22 protein-coding genes and 1 tRNA gene are annotated in these 17,536 nt (G+C 43.2%); 6 read left to right on the forward strand and 17 right to left on the reverse strand.

The features are described from left to right. Nucleotides 1–115: 115 nt before the first annotated feature. Nucleotides 116–751, reverse strand: a complete 636-nt coding sequence (gene safA, locus DEHRE_RS08880) for a SafA/ExsA family spore coat assembly protein (protein WP_019226366.1) — start codon at nucleotides 749–751, stop codon at nucleotides 116–118. A gap of 142 nt (nucleotides 752–893) precedes the next feature. On the opposite strand from safA, the gene DEHRE_RS08885 reads away from it, so the two are divergent. From DEHRE_RS08885 to DEHRE_RS08890, 4 genes are all read left to right on the forward strand, one after another. Next, complete coding sequence (locus DEHRE_RS08885; protein WP_019226365.1) at nucleotides 894–1,430, forward strand: epoxyqueuosine reductase QueH; 537 nt, start codon at nucleotides 894–896, stop codon at nucleotides 1,428–1,430. 288 nt (nucleotides 1,431–1,718) lie between these two features. Next, nucleotides 1,719–1,859 carry a hypothetical protein gene (locus DEHRE_RS15005; protein WP_015043034.1) on the forward strand — a complete coding sequence of 47 codons (141 nt, stop codon included), beginning with the start codon at nucleotides 1,719–1,721 and terminating at the stop codon, nucleotides 1,857–1,859. Nucleotides 1,860–1,906: 47 nt separating this feature from the next. After that, complete coding sequence (locus tag DEHRE_RS15010; protein WP_019226364.1) at nucleotides 1,907–2,044, forward strand: hypothetical protein; 138 nt, start codon at nucleotides 1,907–1,909, stop codon at nucleotides 2,042–2,044. A gap of 210 nt (nucleotides 2,045–2,254) precedes the next feature. Then, on the forward strand, nucleotides 2,255–2,680 hold the full coding sequence (locus tag DEHRE_RS08890) for a CBS domain-containing protein (protein WP_019226363.1): 426 nt from the start codon (nucleotides 2,255–2,257) through the stop codon (nucleotides 2,678–2,680). Between the two features lie 101 nt (nucleotides 2,681–2,781). Here DEHRE_RS08890 and tatA read toward each other — a convergent pair whose 3' ends face one another. The 11 genes from tatA to DEHRE_RS15485 all read right to left on the reverse strand — a co-directional run bounded on the left by tatA (nucleotide 2,782) and on the right by DEHRE_RS15485 (nucleotide 12,572). Next, nucleotides 2,782–2,985, reverse strand: coding sequence for a twin-arginine translocase TatA/TatE family subunit (tatA, locus tag DEHRE_RS08895; protein WP_019226362.1), 204 nt, complete (start codon nucleotides 2,983–2,985; stop codon nucleotides 2,782–2,784). A gap of 69 nt (nucleotides 2,986–3,054) precedes the next feature. After that, nucleotides 3,055–3,846, reverse strand: coding sequence for an SDH family Clp fold serine proteinase (locus DEHRE_RS08900; RefSeq protein WP_019226361.1), 792 nt, complete (start codon nucleotides 3,844–3,846; stop codon nucleotides 3,055–3,057). A gap of 267 nt (nucleotides 3,847–4,113) precedes the next feature. Beyond that, complete coding sequence (locus tag DEHRE_RS08905; protein ID WP_019226360.1) at nucleotides 4,114–5,082, reverse strand: polyprenyl synthetase family protein; 969 nt, start codon at nucleotides 5,080–5,082, stop codon at nucleotides 4,114–4,116. Between the two features lie 3 nt (nucleotides 5,083–5,085). After that, complete coding sequence (locus DEHRE_RS08910) at nucleotides 5,086–5,424, reverse strand: Sec-independent protein translocase subunit TatA/TatB (protein WP_019226359.1); 339 nt, start codon at nucleotides 5,422–5,424, stop codon at nucleotides 5,086–5,088. Next, nucleotides 5,421–6,206, reverse strand: a complete 786-nt coding sequence (gene tatC / locus DEHRE_RS08915) for a twin-arginine translocase subunit TatC (RefSeq protein WP_019226358.1) — start codon at nucleotides 6,204–6,206, stop codon at nucleotides 5,421–5,423. Before tatC ends, DEHRE_RS08910 begins: the two co-directional genes overlap by 4 nt. A gap of 196 nt (nucleotides 6,207–6,402) precedes the next feature. Then, complete coding sequence (locus tag DEHRE_RS08920) at nucleotides 6,403–7,161, reverse strand: isoprenoid biosynthesis enzyme family protein (protein WP_019226357.1); 759 nt, start codon at nucleotides 7,159–7,161, stop codon at nucleotides 6,403–6,405. Nucleotides 7,162–7,362: 201 nt separating this feature from the next. Next, nucleotides 7,363–9,435 (reverse strand): (Fe-S)-binding protein, encoded by a 2,073-nt coding sequence (locus DEHRE_RS08925; protein WP_176714442.1) that lies wholly within the window; start codon nucleotides 9,433–9,435, stop codon nucleotides 7,363–7,365. Nucleotides 9,436–9,504: 69 nt separating this feature from the next. Next, on the reverse strand, nucleotides 9,505–10,701 hold the full coding sequence (locus DEHRE_RS08930; RefSeq protein WP_019226355.1) for an electron transfer flavoprotein subunit alpha: 1,197 nt from the start codon (nucleotides 10,699–10,701) through the stop codon (nucleotides 9,505–9,507). Nucleotides 10,702–10,715: 14 nt separating this feature from the next. Continuing rightward, on the reverse strand, nucleotides 10,716–11,504 hold the full coding sequence (locus tag DEHRE_RS08935) for an electron transfer flavoprotein subunit beta/FixA family protein (RefSeq protein WP_019226354.1): 789 nt from the start codon (nucleotides 11,502–11,504) through the stop codon (nucleotides 10,716–10,718). 376 nt (nucleotides 11,505–11,880) lie between these two features. After that, complete coding sequence (locus DEHRE_RS08940; RefSeq protein ID WP_025205825.1) at nucleotides 11,881–12,210, reverse strand: toprim domain-containing protein; 330 nt, start codon at nucleotides 12,208–12,210, stop codon at nucleotides 11,881–11,883. Nucleotides 12,211–12,440: 230 nt separating this feature from the next. After that, nucleotides 12,441–12,572 (reverse strand): hypothetical protein, encoded by a 132-nt coding sequence (locus DEHRE_RS15485; protein ID WP_019226352.1) that lies wholly within the window; start codon nucleotides 12,570–12,572, stop codon nucleotides 12,441–12,443. 190 nt (nucleotides 12,573–12,762) lie between these two features. Here DEHRE_RS15485 and DEHRE_RS14430 point away from each other — a divergent pair, with 190 nt between their 5' ends. Then, on the forward strand, nucleotides 12,763–12,909 hold the full coding sequence (locus DEHRE_RS14430) for a DUF3102 domain-containing protein (protein ID WP_083221945.1): 147 nt from the start codon (nucleotides 12,763–12,765) through the stop codon (nucleotides 12,907–12,909). 165 nt (nucleotides 12,910–13,074) lie between these two features. Here DEHRE_RS14430 and DEHRE_RS08945 read toward each other — a convergent pair. From DEHRE_RS08945 to spoIVA, 3 genes are all read right to left on the reverse strand, one after another. Next, a tRNA-Pro gene (locus DEHRE_RS08945) sits at nucleotides 13,075–13,151 on the reverse strand. A gap of 114 nt (nucleotides 13,152–13,265) precedes the next feature. Then, entirely contained in the window at nucleotides 13,266–13,712 is a 447-nt protein-coding gene (locus DEHRE_RS08950) for an ACT domain-containing protein (protein WP_019226351.1), read from the reverse strand. A gap of 157 nt (nucleotides 13,713–13,869) precedes the next feature. Further along, nucleotides 13,870–15,351 (reverse strand): stage IV sporulation protein A, encoded by a 1,482-nt coding sequence (gene spoIVA, locus DEHRE_RS08955; RefSeq protein WP_019226350.1) that lies wholly within the window; start codon nucleotides 15,349–15,351, stop codon nucleotides 13,870–13,872. Nucleotides 15,352–15,603: 252 nt separating this feature from the next. On the opposite strand from spoIVA, the gene DEHRE_RS08960 reads away from it, so the two are divergent. After that, the gene (locus DEHRE_RS08960) at nucleotides 15,604–15,783 is read left to right on the forward strand and encodes a hypothetical protein (protein WP_019226349.1); all 180 of its coding nucleotides are present in this window, start codon (nucleotides 15,604–15,606) and stop codon (nucleotides 15,781–15,783) included. Between the two features lie 115 nt (nucleotides 15,784–15,898). Here the strand turns inward: DEHRE_RS08960 and DEHRE_RS08965 are convergent, their stop codons facing one another. Then, on the reverse strand, nucleotides 15,899–16,909 hold the full coding sequence (locus tag DEHRE_RS08965) for an NAD(P)H-dependent glycerol-3-phosphate dehydrogenase (RefSeq protein WP_019226348.1): 1,011 nt from the start codon (nucleotides 16,907–16,909) through the stop codon (nucleotides 15,899–15,901). 7 nt (nucleotides 16,910–16,916) lie between these two features. Further along, complete coding sequence (gene plsY / locus DEHRE_RS08970; protein ID WP_019226347.1) at nucleotides 16,917–17,510, reverse strand: glycerol-3-phosphate 1-O-acyltransferase PlsY; 594 nt, start codon at nucleotides 17,508–17,510, stop codon at nucleotides 16,917–16,919. Between the last annotated feature and the right edge of the window lie 26 nt (nucleotides 17,511–17,536).

The raw sequence follows: 17,536 nt of genomic DNA on the forward strand, positions 1-17,536 counted from the left end.
AACTGGGACTAACAACAGTACTAGTCTATCACAGTCCTAAACGATGAACCAGCATTTTATTAAAGGCTACCATGTCCGCATTTTTAAGAAAGTACATATCCGACAACAATGCTTATTACAGCGGCTTTATAAACATTTGGGTCCAGTGAATATTGCCTTCACTATCCTTTGCAGCTCCAACACCTATTTCCAGATAGGACGGGCTTAGGATATTACTGCGATGGCCGGCAGAATTCATCCAGCTGTTCATGACTTCCTGCGGTGTTTGCTGACCATAAGCGATATTCTCCGCCGCAGCTGAAAATCTGATGCCAAAAGACTCCATCATTTTAAAAGGAGACCCGTAGGTCGGAGACTCGTGGGCAAAGTATCCTTTGTCGATCATATCTTGTGATTTGTATCTTGCGACCCTGCATACTTCCCAATTTTGTTTCAGCTGCTGCAATCCTTTTTTAGACCGTTCTACATTGACAAGCCGGATTACTTCCGTCTCCAGGGCTTTAATGCTGTCAACATTCGGGATAAAAACCTTCTGTCCGGGGTAGATCAGTCTCAGATTTTGGATTTGCGGGTTGGCCTGGGCTAATTCGCTTAATCCAATTTCATACCGTACTGCAATTTTCCACATACTGTCTCCGGCCTGAACGCTATACTGGGTCGATTGAGCAAAAACTTGTCCAGGGCCACACAACAAAAATAACGACCCTAGAACAGGAATGATAACATTCCGATTGACTATATTTTTTTTCATCAAATTTACCTCCTTCATTGTCCTACAGTTATTTTGAACAACTTTCCCATCTTGCATTCAGGCTGCAGCAGGCCTATAATTTTGCCAGTAAGACTTATTCCCCAGAAATATGTTTTAGCATCATGATTGGGAGGTTGAAACGATGTCCAAAGAAAAGATCTTGATTCATGCCTGCTGCGCCACCTGTGCAGGTTATGTCCTGGAGCAGCTTTCTGCGGATTTTACTCCGGTCATCTACTATTGCAATCCTAACATTCATCCGGAGGAAGAATACGTGCTCCGGAGTAGTGAACTGCAGAAATATGCCGCTGCCCAAAACATATCTTTTTTTGAGGATCCTTATGACCCCCGGCAGTGGCTGGCACAAATGAAAGGTTTGGAGAATGAACCGGAGAAAGGAATCCGCTGTGACCGCTGCTTTGCTCTGAGACTTCAAAAAACGGCCGCGTATGCTTCGAGAAATAATATTAGCATCTTTACAACCACTCTGACCATCAGCCCTCATAAAAGCAGCCAACACATTCTGGAGATAGGTCAAAAGATTGCTGATGAAAACTGCCTCAAATTCCTGGCCAGAAATTTCAAGAAACAGGATGGCTATAAAAAGACGATGGAGATCGCCCGATCCCAAAATTTCTACCGGCAAAAATATTGCGGTTGTGTTTATTCCGTTCGATGAATAACAAAATAACCAAAACTTAACTACTAGATTTTTGTTTATAATCGTTGACTTTAAGGCTTTTCCATGTTAATTTTTTATTGAAGAGTCTCTAGATAATTGATGTCTAGGTATAAAATCTAGCCGCAGTTGTCTTTGGACTTTGCGCAAGAAGCTCCCGGACGCGGGAGCTTCTATTATTTTATTCGATTATTTTTGACTGTTAGAAAATACACCATTGCAAGTACCTTTACATATATTGCATCGAGTACCAATTCATACCAATTATACAGGGGGTGTCTTGCGATTATGGCTTACGAAGGTGCAGTTGCCGGTGGTGTTGTAACAGAAGGCGCAGTTGGTGGTTGTTGCTGTACGCCTAATTTTTGCGGAATTGCTATTGTAACAGTGATTATTCTGCTCTTGATTGCGATGGGTATTTTGTTCTAAGGATCTAAAATCTTATTATTTGATCTGTGTAAAAGAGGTGAAAATAGATGTACAATTATGGATGCTGCTGCAGAACTGCCCCGGTGGCTCCGGTTGCCCCGGTGGCTCCGATATATGGCGGTGCAGGTGTAGGTATTATCGCGATTGCGATTCTTATCCTTATTGCTCTGGGTGTAATCTTCTAAAAAATTGGCAAAACTAATAAAAGAGGGACAAAGGAACGTATCTTTTGTCCCCCTTTTTGATTGAAAATAAATAATACGTCCCTTTGTTCCCCTAAGCCGCGATACTTAATCTACCGTCAAAAAGCTTTTGGAACCGGGAAGGAATTCCATAGTTTCTATTGAATAATTCAAATAAACGGTTATCATAATAAAAGTGTCAGAGGTTTTGCTATGAAAAATATTGCATTTTTTCTTATCCCGAAAAAAGATGTCATCTTTCTTAAAAAAAATGCTACGATGCGTCAGGCGCTTGAACGTATGGAGTACCACGGATATGCAGCAATCCCTCTGGTGGATTCCAAAGGGCATTACGCGGGAACAGTAACGGAGGGGGACCTCCTTTGGAAGCTCAAAAACACCCCTGATCTGACGTTCGGCAACACGGAAAAAATACACCTTGATGAGATTGAACAACGCACCCAGAATGCAGCCGTTTCGATCAATGCTCAGATCAATGATCTCATTTCCAGGGCGATCCAGCAGAATTTTGTTCCCGTGATTGACGATCAGGGAATTTTTATTGGGATCGTCCGACGCCGCGAAATTATCGAATATTGTGCCAAGCTGCTAAATGAAAATAATCTTAGAATCATATAATTCAGGAATAATTTAAGGACGTTGCCGCTCCTTGCCAGCTATAGCAACGCGGTAACGTCCTAAACATTTCTATATGGATCATATGATGGTTAGATGGACTCTTATCCTTCTTTCTTCTCTTCAGACGAATCCTTGGTTCCTTTGACGCTGTCTTCCAGATCATCGGTCGCAGACTTAAACTCTTTAATGCCTTTGCCCATAGCTTTACCCAATTCAGGAAGTTTCCCCGGGCCAAAAATGATCAACACAACGACTAAAACGATGACTAATGTCATGGGAGCAATCATTCCAAAAATAGGTTGCACTTCTGTCACCCTCCTTTTCATATTACTATATCATGAACTCTACAAAAAAACCAATTTCTTTACCCTACATCATCCTATCGTAGAAAGAGAAAAATTACAAGCATTTTCGCCAGAAAACATGGATTGATAGACAAGATATAATTCCCAGATTAATTCCCACAGTTCTCCTGTAGCCTCAGTTACGCAAATGCCCATCTCTTTGGCTTCGGCCCGGCCTATCGGATAACCGTGCGAAAAATAACCGTTTGTAAGGTTTTGCGTGACCGCTTTCACCTTTTCCTTATCATTTTTCAGCATATATTTGGAAAGCAGGGATTCGGCATATTGTCTGGAAGCCTTTAAGGCTTTCTCATAATCCCCAATCAGCCACGGATCAAGTTTATTCAAAACCGAATTGACGATGATCTCAGAGACCTCCGTATTCGAGTTGTTTTCGATGAGTTCTTCAATATATTCGAAGCAGCAGCGCAGGGCCTGCACCGGTATCCAGAAGTCCTTATACAATGGATGCTTGACCAGTGGATCTATCGGTCCCAGCTCGGATATTGGGCCCATCACAACTTCATCCGCTCCCAGAACAATCATTGAAGCTGCTGATTTCGCTGAAAAAGGAACGATGACTGAAAACTCTTCACAAAATTCCCTGATCAGCATGACAACCTTATAGGGTGTATCAACCGCGCCGCCATAGCTGTGCAAGAAGAGGTCAATTTTTTGGGTTTTTCCAATTTTATTCAATTCTTGATACAACGGAACCAGGATTCCATCGTCGAGAGGTGTATAAGAAAAATAGACAATAACTTTGGAATGCCGTATCTTTTCTATTTCTTCCAATAACACTTTCCTTTTTTGGTCATTCAAAAATACACAGCTCCTCACTTAGTAATTCATGTATAATATAGTATTTTTTTCCATACAAATGAGTGTTTGTATCTCTTGAAAAAATAACCAAAGCCGCTGCGGCGGCTCTTAATGTAGTTTGAAGCAAAAAAAGAGCTGCAGTAAACTTCTTCGTTTTGCAGCGTCTCTATCATTATATTATTATAATTTAATTTGATATTTTTTAAGTATCTTGTGAGTCCTAAAATTATCATCTGAAGGTGAGCAGATTTTTCACAACTTCGTACCTTAGTAACTTCGCTCACCCATGTAATTAGCCAACTCGATTAAAGCATCCTTGGCCGGAACATCGGGAAGTTCCTGGAGGTTTGCTTTGGCTTTGTCGATATACTGCTCGACAATTTTTCTTGATTTATCGATTCCGCCTGCCTGGATGATCAGCTGGATTGCCTCAGCTACTTCAGCATCCGTTTTCGTCTTCCGCCCCAAAAGATCCTTTAATCTTTCTTTCTGTGAAGAATCCTTCAATGCAAAAATCATCGGCAGGGTAATGATCCCCTGGCGGATATCTCCTCCGACCGGTTTTCCCAATTCTTTGGGATTTGCAGTTATATCAAGAATATCATCAACAATTTGAAACGCGAGACCAAGGTAATTGCCGTATTTACTCATCAGCCATATCTGCCTCGGATTGGCATTGGATACCTTGGCGCCTAATTTGCAGCATAAACCGATCAGCAGTGCTGTTTTTCGCTGAATACGGTAGAGATACTGCTTCAAGGTTTGCGTTGTATCATAGGAAGACTTAATTTGCTGAATTTCCCCCTGACACATCTCAATACAGACATCAGCCAAGATGCTGGATACCGCGGGATTATCAATCTTCACAATCAGTTCTAGGGCCTTCGCAAGCAGATAGTCCCCTGTTGCCATCGATACGGTATTTCCCCAGCCTGCGGTCAGGGTTGGACGTCCTCGGCGGGTAAGGGATGCATCAACGACATCGTCGTGAATCAATGTTGCCATATGTATAAGTTCCACGGCCATTGTAACAGGAAGAAGCTTCTCAAACCGGTAGTCAAAAAATTTTCCGGCAAGAAGCGTAAAACTCGGACGTAACCTTTTTCCGCCAGCTTGTAGAAGGTAAAGACAAGTTTGCGAAAACATAGGATCATCGACATTAAGAAATTTATCAAGTTCCTTTTCTACTTTTTTAAGATCTGCATTGATTTCTCTAAATAATTTCTGACGTTTCAACTATTATTCACCCGCTTGCATGTCTTTCTGATTCACTTGTTTATCGGGAGACGATTCCTCAATTTCCTGATAGGAAAGAAGCTCTTCATCTTCCGCTATTTTTTTAGACTGAGCCGGTTTATCTTCAGGAGGATGGTCTTTAGGAGGATAGTCTTTAAGAGCATTTTCAATTAGACCGTTGGGAGCACTAAGTGTACTCTTAAATTCTCTGGTGACTTCATCGGTGAATTTCCGTACCTTAAATATCATTTTGCCCAAAGTCCTCGCCACAACGGGCAAATCATCCGGACCAAATAGAATGACAGCGATGACCAATATCAGCGCAATTTCAGTCATACTCATTGGTTCTGTCCCCCTCCCTCTTCGGCTTCGGAAGGCTGAAGTTCTTTTTTCTTTCTCGTAATGAGATAGCCCAACCATATACTTAGTTCATAAAGCATGTATATTGGGCCTGCCATCAGTAGCTGAGTTAAGAGATCCGGTGTCGGGGATACAACTACGGTAAGTATAATAATGGCAAAGAAAGCCCATTTGCGAAATTTGGCAAGCGTTTTTGGAGACAGATGTCCGGTTCTCATCAGGAAAAGCAGCACAACCGGCAGTTGGAATACTGCTCCGAAAGTCCCCATAAACGTTAAAATAAATTTCAGATAAGAGGATTTGGTCACAAAAGGCGTAGAATCTACGGCTCCTCCTCCTGCAAGCAACAGAAACTTCAAACAGACCGGCAAAACAAGATAGTAGGCAAAAGCGGCGCCGGCAATAAAAAGAATAAACGATGAAGCAACGATATAGTAAAGATACTTACGTTCATTTTTTTTGAGACCTGGAAGTATAAAGCTCCAGATCTGCCACAACACAACTGGAAGGGCAATAATGATACCGGTTACTACCGATATTTGCAGCTTTACCATAATCGGCTCCATCGGGGTTGTGGTAATAAAACTTACTCCAGCCATCCCAGTGACAGGCTCTGCCAGAAAACCGTATACATAGTCGCTGAAAATATACCCGATGACCGTTCCGATAGCAATCGCATACAAAGAAATAAGAAGTACTTTTCTTAATTCTTTAACATGTCCCATAAGGCTCATTTCTAAGTTTCTTTTTTTCCTGCGTTGCACTATTTCGCTCCTCCATCAGCTAAATAAGAGCCATTAATTATTCTATCACGATATTTAAAGAATACCAAATATACTTTCTATGTTCTAGAAAACTTTCTTATTCGTGTCAGACAAAAAAAAGCTCAGGTCTGAGATTGATATGTAGAAATGTTTCTCAGTGGCTTGAGAGCTCCAAGATCTTCACGCAGGATATTTATTATTGTAAGACCCCTGTACCGGCTTTTTTGTTTCGCTCGATTTCCGCGTATAGAAATTCCATTAATTCCTGCAAAGGCTTGATCGGTAAATAATCGCGGATTTGAGCCAGGTTCTCTTCTGCTCTACTGAGATTTTCCTGTAATATTGAAGCACAGGCTGGCTCTTCCGAAGCTGCCCAAGCCATCCCTATACAGTACCCAAAGTTCTCCAGTTTATCGATATAAGTTTGGGGAATCCCGGAAAGCTTTGCACTGAGTTTCACAGCCAGCGCCGTCAGAGAAGCTCTTTCATTGCCTAAGATCATGTTATATTCCTGGAAAGGGATACGCTTATTTTTATACCGCCAGCGCATCAGGATGCCTTCATTGATTGTCTTGATTAGTTTGACAAACTGACCGGCATATGGGAATATATCTTCCTGACATACCTTCTTCAGAGTTTGTCCAAACATAAAATCCCCTGTCAGTACAGGAAACTGCCTGGAATGCTCGGACATATCCTCATCAGTAATCAGTTTATGAATATGATGCGCTAAGAAAACATATTGAAAAACGGTTGCAAGGGAAAGAATCGTTTTGCTGATTTTTCCGGTCATACAGCTTACAGACAAAACCAAGGCCGGACTCATATACCTGTCCAGATTATTCATCGGCAGATTCAACAGATCATCAAGCGTTGATGAATTAAACTGCATTTCTTTATTCATTTCTGTTTCAACTGTTTTTAGTTCCGATTCAACGCTATAAACTTCGATCACCTTTGATTCCCCTCCAGAAATCCTAAGTATTCCTCATTGTTCTGTGTTATTTTACATTATTCGTGATTAAAAATAAAAATCCTGCCCTGTCGTTTCTGTCTATTATTCAAGAAACGACATAATTCTATACATAATGTATGTATTGTATCAAGTAAATAGACCTTTAGCAATCCCGAGACTGCCAAAGGTCTATCTTTTTTGTTAGATCATTTTTGCAATGAGTTCGGCCGGATCGACAACGTGAACATTTCGCTCAGGTTTAGCCTTATCTTTGACGCCGTCTTCCAGCATCGTAATGCAGTACGGGCAGTTGGCGCCAATGGCTTGAGGATCTTTGGAAAGTGCTTGTTCTACTCTTAGGTTGTTGATACGGTCACCCAGATTTTCTTCCATCCACATTCTGGATCCACCTGCACCGCAACAAAAGCTCTTGTCATGGTTGCGGTCCATCTCGACGAGCTGAACCCCCGGAATCTTATTGAAGAGTGCTCTTGGTGCATCATATTCCTGCTGGTAGCGTCCGAGATAACAGGAGTCATGATATACAATTCTTTGTTCCGGCAGCCGAACGTCTTTATTCAGTTTCAGCTTACCTTCTCCGATAAGCTGGTTAATGAACTGGGTATGATGAATCACTTCATAATTGCCGCCAAGTTCCGGATACTCATTTTTCAGGGTATTGAAGCAGTGCGGACAGGTAGTGATAATCTTCTTCACGCCATAGTTATTCAGGATGCCTACATTTTCTTTGGCCATGAACTGGAAGAGATATTCGTTGCCGGCACGGCGGGCAAAATCACCGCAGCATTTCTCTTCTCTGCCAAGGATCGCAAAGTTGACGCCGGCAGCTTTAAGAATTTTGGCAGTAGCTACGGAAACCTTCTTCGCGCGGTTGTCGAAAGAACCGGCACAGCCGACCCAGAATAAATACTCCGGATTTTCTGCCGTTTTCATAACCGGAATATCAAGGTCTTTGGCCCAGCCAGCACGCTCACTCCAGCTGACACCCCACGGATTGTATTTGCTTTCAACATTACGGAAAGCGAGCTGCAGCTCAGGTGCATAGTTGTTCTCATTCATCACCTCATACCGCCGCATATCAATGATTTTGTTGACATGTTCATTCGATACCGGGCATAAGGTCTGGCAGGCTGAACAGGTCGTACAGGACCAGAGTTCATCGCGCGTAAAGATATCGCCGATTAAATGCTTTTGAAGTATTTCCGCACACTCACGGTCCTCCTTGGCAATCTTCCTGAAATCTTCATCTGTTAAATGAGCTGTGGATTTAAGACCGAGCTTGGTCATCTCAGCGCCTTTTTCCAAAAGATGATCCTTCAGCTCTCTGCTTAAGAGCTTTTTCGGATTCAGCGGTTTACCGGAGATATTTGCCGGACAGTTATCCATACAACGGCCACATTCTCCGCACGAGAAGCAGTCCAGCAGCTGTTTCCAGGTAAAGTTTTCGATTCTTCCTACACCGTACTCCGTAACCTTTTCGTCTAGCAGATCCATTGCCGGAACCTGACCGCCGGCAGGTTTCAATGTAGCAAAATAGCCATTGAACGGTGAGGCCAGCAAATGCATGTGCTTGGAGTTTGGGATATAGACCAGGAACCCGAGAATGATCAGCACATGGGTCCACCAGCAGATCTCAATAATGACACTGAGCGTTTCAGCGCTGTAGCCCTGGTACAGTCCGGCAAACAGATGATAGATGAAGGCCAGGTTATAGGCAGAGTTTGCATCTAAGACAACTTTGGCTCCACTGGTCAGCCACTCGGTGATAATAACCAGGAAGATCAGAATCACGATAATCGCGGCTTCCGGCGTTCGGTAGAGACGTTTGGGCTTAACGATCCATCTTCTGATCACACCGATAATTAAACCGACAAATACAAGTGTCGACAGAATATCTTTAATTAGATAGAAGTAGGGACTCGTTCCGAGCAAAGGAACATGGACGGAGGGGAACAGTCCTTCGACCATAAACGGGATTTCTCCTAAGGCAATGAATATGAATCCCCAGAAAATAAACAAGTGAATATAGCCGTAAAATTCCCTGAGCATTTTGCCCTGCAATAAAACGTTTACGATAAAATTCTTCAAACGTTTGCGCGGGTTATCAAACCTGTTTTCTTTCGCGCCTAAGGTCAAAATACGGATTTTTTTACTTAAGGCGTGAACAAATGCATAAACTGCAAGTCCTGTCAGTACTAAAAATATAATCAGCTTTAAAGAAAGCAATCCTAACACCTTCCTTTTCCTACTCATCCTATTTTATCCGTCAGCCGGATCATCATATCATTAAAGATCGTTCATTATGCCCTTAAAGATCGTTCATTACGCCATTTTTAACGTTTTGATCTTTTGGGTCAGCATCGGCACAATTTGATGAAGATCCCCAACAAGACCATAGGTCGCGATGTTGAAAATGGGAGCTTCGGGATCATTGTTAATTGCAACAACGATTTCGGAGGTATTCATTCCGGCAAGATGCTGAATAGCGCCTGAGATACCACAGGCAATATAAAGTTTCGGGGAAACTGTTTTTCCGGTCTGTCCTACCTGACGGTAATGCGGAACCCATCCTGCGTCAACTGCTGCACGGGATGCACCGGCTACGCCGCCAAGGGCTTCAGCCAGTTCCTCAATCAAACGGTAATTTTCCGGACCGCCTATGCCTCTGCCGCCGGAGACAATAATCTCAGCATCCTGCAGATTGACGGTATGAGATATGCTTTGGATAATATCTAAAATCTTGGTGGTCATATCCGCTTCTTTGACGGAGCTTTCACAGCGGATCACTTCACCTATCCGACTGTAATCGGGCTCATCCATTTTCATGACCTTCGGACGGACCGTGGCCATCTGCGGACGATGATTTGGGCAAAGAATGGTCGCCATAACATTGCCGCCAAATGCAGGCCGGGTCTGTCTTAAAAGCCGCGTTTCCGGATCAATGGAAAGAGCGGTGCAGTCCGCCGTAAGGCCGGTGGTAATCCTGACTGCAATACGTGCTGCAAAATCACGTCCGTTATTGGTCGCGCCAAACAGTAGAATCTCCGGTTTATATTGATTAATAATTTCAACAATCGCTTCCGTATAGGAATCGGTACGATAATCCTTAAATACAGGGCCGTCTACCAGATAGACTTTTTCAGCGCCGTATGCAAAACACTCTTTCGCTAAATCGGCAACATTTTCACCAAGAAGCACGCCGGCCAGCTCCACCTTCAGCTCATCGGCCAACTTGCGGCCTTCGCTAAGCAGCTCGAGTGCTACAGTGTCAATCTTGCCGGTGCGTTGTTCGATGAAGACCCAAACACCTTTGTATTCATCGTTGTTTTTAGGAGCTTTTTTGGCTTTTTTGGTAACTTCTATGGCATTGTTCGGGCAGGCTTTGCCGCAGGCTCCGCAGCCGGTACAATTATCCTTTAATTTTGCGATGCCATCTACGATCTCTATAGCGCCGAAAGGACATCTATCAACACAAGCGCCACAGCCATTACATTGATTTTCTAGGATCTTTACACTCATTTTCCTGCTCCTCCTTATACGATTTCAGCAGCCTGCAGCTTCTTAATCAGCAAATTGCATAATTGTTCATCTGTTTCACCTTTAAGCATTTCACTCTGAATTTTAACTTCAGGCGTGAAGATCTGCATAACCTGGGTGCAGGAGCCGTTTAGTCCGGTCTTTTCGGCAGGTGCGTCAATATCCGCAGCAGACCAGATTGATACCGGCATTCTTGAGGCTTTGATCGAACCTTTAACACTCGGATACCTTGGTTCACCGATTGCTTTATCGACTGCGATGACCGCAGGCAATTGAACCTTGATCACTTCAAATCCGCCTTCAAAGGCGCGTTCAACCACGAGATGATCCTTATGAACTTCTCTGATTTTTTGAACATAGGTTGTTTGGGGAAGATGTAAATGCTCGGCAATACCGGGCCCTACCTGGGCGGTATCTCCGTCAATGGCCATTTTTCCGCAAAAAATGATATCCGGTTTGCCAATCTTTTCAATGGCTCTGGCCAGCGAATAGGAAGTGGCCCAGGTGTCGGCACCTGCAAACGCCCGGTCACTGATCAGCACTGCTTCATCCGCGCCCATCGCCAGACATTTGCGCAGCGCAGATACGGCCTGTGGTGGTCCCATGGTTAGGACGGTTACTTTACCACCGTATTGTTCTTTAATTTTGATAGCAGCTTCAGCCGCATATTCGTCAAACGGATTCACGATACTCGGAACACCGTCACGGATTAACGTGTTTTTAACCGGATCAATCTTTACTTCAGTAGTATCAGGTACTTGTTTAATACAAACAACGATTTCCACTTTCTTCATCCTTTCCTTGCATGGCTTTTTACCTTAATACAAAAAAGCTGTAAGTATTTATAAAAATAATGATTGAGTCCCCCTTCTGACCAAATAATGAATCTTAGTTTATTCTGTCGATAGTTGAATATCAATAGTGAAATTTTTCACAATATTGTTTTTACAAAAATATTGTGAAAATTTAATTAAGGATTAACCCCTTAAAATACCTTAGAAAGAAACAAACATATTTATATATACAAATATATATATTTGTATATACTACTTTATCAAGATAATATCAGAAAGTGAAGAATAACACAAGCGAATTTTGATATTTTTTGGGGATTATTAATATTTTTTGTTACTTTTTTGTTACAAGGCTGGATTTCTCTTATTAAGGTATTTCTTTCACGTCAAAGTGAGCATTTTTCAAAATATCATATATTTCCTCAAGCGGGGTTGATGCCACCTCCCGGTATATTCTTCTGGTATACATATGCCGGGCATTCGGAAAAATATTTTTGATGCTCCGCCTGAGCTTATTTCCCGGCTCGTCCGCATCGACCAGCACATAAATTTCATCATATTTCTCTTCGTCAATGAGCCTTTCAAGGTTCGTTTGATTAATGGTTCCGTACGTACAGATGATTTCGACAGGTTCGTCCAGTACCTTCAGCAGCTGTTCCCTGTCTGTCTTCCCTTCAACAATAATGGCTTTATTCATTTCATCACTTCTTTTATCCAAGATTTGTTTGCCGCCTTCTATCCCATATCCGGTATTCCTAGTCTGTTTATATGTTTCTCTTATTATAAATCATTTATCAATATCATCAATGAATAACAATCATTGGAAATCATAGAATAACAATCATTGGAAATCATAAAAAAATGTTCTAAATAGATCATATACATAAATAATCCGGGTTTCCCCGGATTACGATCGGTATCTTCGTTTCAGGAATGGCTCGGTTTGTCGGCTTGTATCTGTAGGATATTACGTTCCTTTTGAATATCATAATCTGTAAAATGCGGATCACTTACCGTCAGAGACGATTTGGCTCTTGCATTCTTTTTATGTTTTCCCATACCGGCTATCCTTTCATCGTTTGCTGCTTGAATATAGGTGCTTCCTGAATAGCATGCCCTTTCTCTATCCGGACTATGCTTACTTCTCGCTATTGTATGTATTCCCTTCTTGTCTGCCCTAAAGCCTGTATGTTCGAGAAATAATTTTTTCTATTTTCCAAATAACCGTCAGAGTACGGCGGAAAGCCTGATGAAGGTCTTCAGAGAGTACGGGTGCAAGCTGCCCGATGCTTCCGACGGCAACTCAAATTACGCACCAGTGCGCAATTTGACATACACCCAGGCGGTGATCCTCTTAGGAGTCCAGGAAGAAGGACCAGAACAATGCCGGAAATAAAAAAACAGGCTGCAATTAACTTAAACAGCTTGTTTAAAAGAAAAAATTTACACCCAAAAAGAATCCCATTTAAACGCATAATTTCAAATTGCACTAAAACTTACACTACACGGTCATTTTCGCCTTTCCGGGCAACAAAAAAAGCCCTGATAGGCTTTATTTTACTGGTCGGAGCGACACGACTTGAACGTGCGGCCTCTACCACCCCAAGGTAGCGCTCTACCAAGCTGAGCTACGCCCCGACATCTGTCCCTTGCGAAACACTAATACAATTTATCATACCGAGGTCAAAAAATCAAGCAAAATTCGGCAAAAAACAAACTACAAAAAACAAAAACAAATCACATTGGTACATTTCAACTTTTAGCAATCAATTCGATTTTACGTACACCATCCAGCTCACCCAGATTTGACACCAGGCTTTCCACAGTTTCTTCCATTTTTTCTGTTTCGATCGAAAGGGAGACATTGGCAATCCCCTGCAGCGGGATTCCCTGATTGATGGTAATGATATTTCCGGAGACTGAAGCGACATAGTTTAAAACATTTGACAAAATCCCTGCTTTGTCCATTAGCAGCAAAGACAGCGTAATCATCTTCTCTTTACTTGCTTCATAAAACGGAAAAACTCCGTCTTTATATTTATAAAATGCGCTCCGGCTTATTTCGACCCTCTCACAGGCTTCATTCACAGTCAGTACATCAAATTTCGCCAAAAGTTCTTTAGCCTGAGCTGTTTTCGTAATCGCCTCAGGAAGAATCTCCTTGCTTACCAACAGAAAATCTTTTTTCTGTTTGCTCACACAATTCAGCTCCCAACTTTTTTAGCATGCTTTTTCATCTATTATAATCATTTTTTGACGGTTTTGACAACCAGATTAGTTAAAGAAAGGGAAAGCCTAATGTGTGAGGCTTTCCCTTTCTTTCAAAAAAACGAAGATAAAATCTGTTCATGCTCCTCTAAATAATGATGCAGATCAGACCGCCGTGTCCTTCATTCACGATACGCTGCAGCGTATCCTGCAGTTTGATCTGGACATTGTCCGGCATCTTGTAAAGCTTGTTCTGAATTCCTTCCCTAACCAAGTCATGCAGGGACTTACCGAAAATATTGGACCCCCATAATTTCTTCGGATCAGATTCAAATTCTTCCAGAAGATACTTGACCAGTTCTTCGGCCTGCTTTTCTGTCCCGATCAGCGGCGTTATTTCCGTCGTGACATCCGCCCTCAGAATATGCAGGGACGGTGCGCTTGCTTTAAGCTTGATTCCGAAATGACCTCCGGATTTTACCAGTTCTGGCTCTTCCAGAAACATTTCATCCAGTTGCGGCGTGACAACACCATAGCCGTTTGTTTTGACTTCTTCAAAAGCTTTCGAGAGTTTATCCCATTCTTTTTTGGCTTTGCTATAATCCAAAATCATTCTTAAAAGGGTATGATCGCCTTCAATATTAATTCCCGTCAGCTGTTCCAGGACTTGTTTAAACAGATCTTTTTCGGTGGTGATCTCGATTTCGGCATGGCCAGTTCCGAGATCGGTCTCTTTCAGAATAATGTCTTTGGAATGCGGACATTCAGACAATATCTCCAGGGCATGATCGATATCCCTGATCCGCTTGATATCCCCAACCGATTTTTGAATGACGTTCTCAAACTCGGCCCGGATCGGATGGGAAAGGTCCAGTTCTTCAACCCATTTGGGGAGCTCAATATTGACTTCGGCAACAGGGAACTCATACAGAATTTCCTCAAGGATCTGAGAAATGTCATTTAAGTTCATTTCCATGCAGTCTACCGGAATGACCGGCACCTGGTATTCCTGCTCCAGGCCGCGGCATAGCTCCATGGTGCTTTCCGCGTAGGGTTTGGTCGTATTCAGCAGCAGAATAAATGGTTTGCCTATTTCCTTCAGTTCGGAAACGACCCGCTGCTCCGCCTCAAGATAGTTTTCTCTCGGAATTTCGGATATAGATCCGTCTGTCGTGATGGCAATACCCAAGGTAGAATGGTCAGTAATCACTTTGCGGGTACCTATTTCAGCCGCTTCCTCGAAAGGAATCGGTTCGTCATTCCAGGGGGTATGAACCATTCGTGGTTCATCTTCTTCCCCCTCATAACCAAGTGCACCACTCACAGCGTATCCGACACAATCCACCATTCTGACATTCATGTGAATCGTATCCTTCAAAACAACTTCAACCGCCTCAGAAGGAATAAACTTGGGCTCCGTCGTTGTGATTCGGCGGCCCGCGCCGCTTTGCGGAAGCTCATCCCGTGCTCTTTCCCGCTCAAATACATTGACTATGTTCGGCAAGACCAGGAGTTCCATAAAACGTTTAATAAATGTAGATTTTCCAGTCCTGACGGGACCGACAACACCGAAATAAATATCCCCTCCTGTCCTTTCAGCAATATCGCTGAAAATATCATAGTTTTGCATAGATCTTTTCCCTCCCTTTTAGTATGCTGTCCTTCCAGCAAGGACCTGAAATCTACTTTTTTTGCTTGTTTTGTCTTCTCACACTTAACAACAGGACTAGCACCTCAAGCATTATATTTATATTGAAGAAATGACGAATTTATGTCTAAATTATTTATCCATTTTTTCTGAGGACTCAAGAATATCTTCCGCTATTTGCAATACATATAGGCAAGAACACAGTATCCACAACAAAACGGAGGTGCGCTGAATATGATCTCGTCACTGTTAATCATTATTGGAACCATCATCATGCTTATGCTCGGGATCTTTTTCCTGGTATTATGTATCAAACTCGGATTTCTTTGTCACAAGGCATTGGAAATATATATTGTGAAGAACAGCCGGGAGGATGAACCGCATCAGATCTCAGGGCGCGTCAAAGCAAACTAAATTAAACTAAAAGAAGTAAGCAAAGCAAAAGGCTGCTAACAAATTTGTCAGCAGCCTAGTACCTTGTCAACTCTAAAATGCATGCTAAGCTTATCTCAGGACTATATCCCAAGACTTAACGCCCTAATATCCCCATATCCTCTGTTTCATGTTTTTTACCTCGCATCATGAGGTTCTCAAGTGCTTCGCTCGGACTAAGTCCTTCAAATAGTACTTTGTAGGCCTGTTCGGTGATCGGCATAGAAATACCATATTTTTTACTCAGCTCAAAGGCGACTTTTGTCGCGCGAACGCCTTCCACGACCATGCCGACTTCCCTCAGGACTTCATCTAGCGGCTTACCGGCGCCCAGTGCCCTTCCTGCCCGCAGGTTCCGGCTGTGCAGGCTTGTGCAAGTCACAATAAGATCCCCTATTCCGGCCAGACCGTAAAAAGTCTCAGGCTGACCGCCCATAGCCACCCCGAGTCGGGTCATCTCAGCCAGGCCCCTGGTCATTAAGGCTGCTTTGGTATTGTCTTTCGGGTTCATCCCATCCAGGATACCGGTACAGAGTGCAACAATATTTTTGAGCGACCCGCCCATCTCAACGCCGATCATGTCAAGATTTGTGTACACTCTGAATTTCGAAGTCATGATCAGATCCTGAACGGCTTCGGCCACTTTGATATCCTTGGCGGCAACGGCGACGGCTGTAACAACATCTCTGCCGACTTCCTCCGCATGACTCGGGCCGGATAAGACCGCAATCGGATGACCCGGCAGTTCTTCCTCAAGTACCTGGGAAAGCCTTAACCCTGTGTTCTCTTCGAGTCCTTTGGCCGTATTGATCATGATGCAGCCAGGTCTTAAGTATGGCTTGATCAGACGTGCGCTTTCTCTGACCGCGTGGGAAGGTACGCTGACGAAAACGGCTTCAGCATCAATCTCTTTTAAGTCCGTCGTCGGGGTAATCTCGTCCGGCAGAAAGCATCCCGGAAGATACTGAATATTTTCCTTTTTTCGTTTCATCAGCTCTATCTCATCTGAAAAAATCCCGATAAGGGAGACCTTATGTCCTGCCCTGACCAGCAGAAGAGAAATTGCTGTTCCCCAGCTCCCTGAACCAAACACTGCAATTTTTTTCACTTTGTTTTCACTCCCCTTTATTTTTACCAAACTTAGCTTCAGTCCCGTTAAGGATTCTTTTAATATTGGACTGATGCAGGAAAATCACTGTTGAGGCGCCTACCAAGGCCAGTACTTTATACTCGAGCGGCTCCTGAAAAACAAAAGCCATGATAATCACGGTAACTGCGGCTAGAATTGATCCCAACGAAACGTACCTGCTTACGAGCACAACCAGAATAAAAACCACCAGGGCAACAATTGTTACCTTGGGCACCAGAACAACAATGACACCCAAACCGCAGGCAGCACCTTTACCGGTTCGTTTAAAGCCAAAATACGGATTAAAGCTATGTCCGAGCATCGCAAGCAGACCACCGGCAATGCCACCCCAGGGGCCGAAGACCAGCCAGCAAAGGTAAGCTGCAAGGACGCCTTTAAGCGCATCCGCAGCCAGTACGCCGATTCCCCACAATGGACCCAGAACACGGAAGGTGTTTGTAGCTCCCATATTGCCACTTCCATGCTTCCGAACATCTATATTTTTGATCTTGCCTGCCAGAAAAGCAGATGGTAGTGCTCCCAGAAGATAAGCAAGCAAAAAAATCAGATACGCAAACATAATGAAACTTTCTCCTTCATTTCTCT

The organism is Dehalobacter restrictus DSM 9455 (genome assembly GCF_000512895.1).
Classification (GTDB): Bacteria; Bacillota; Desulfitobacteriia; order Desulfitobacteriales; family Syntrophobotulaceae; genus Dehalobacter; species Dehalobacter restrictus.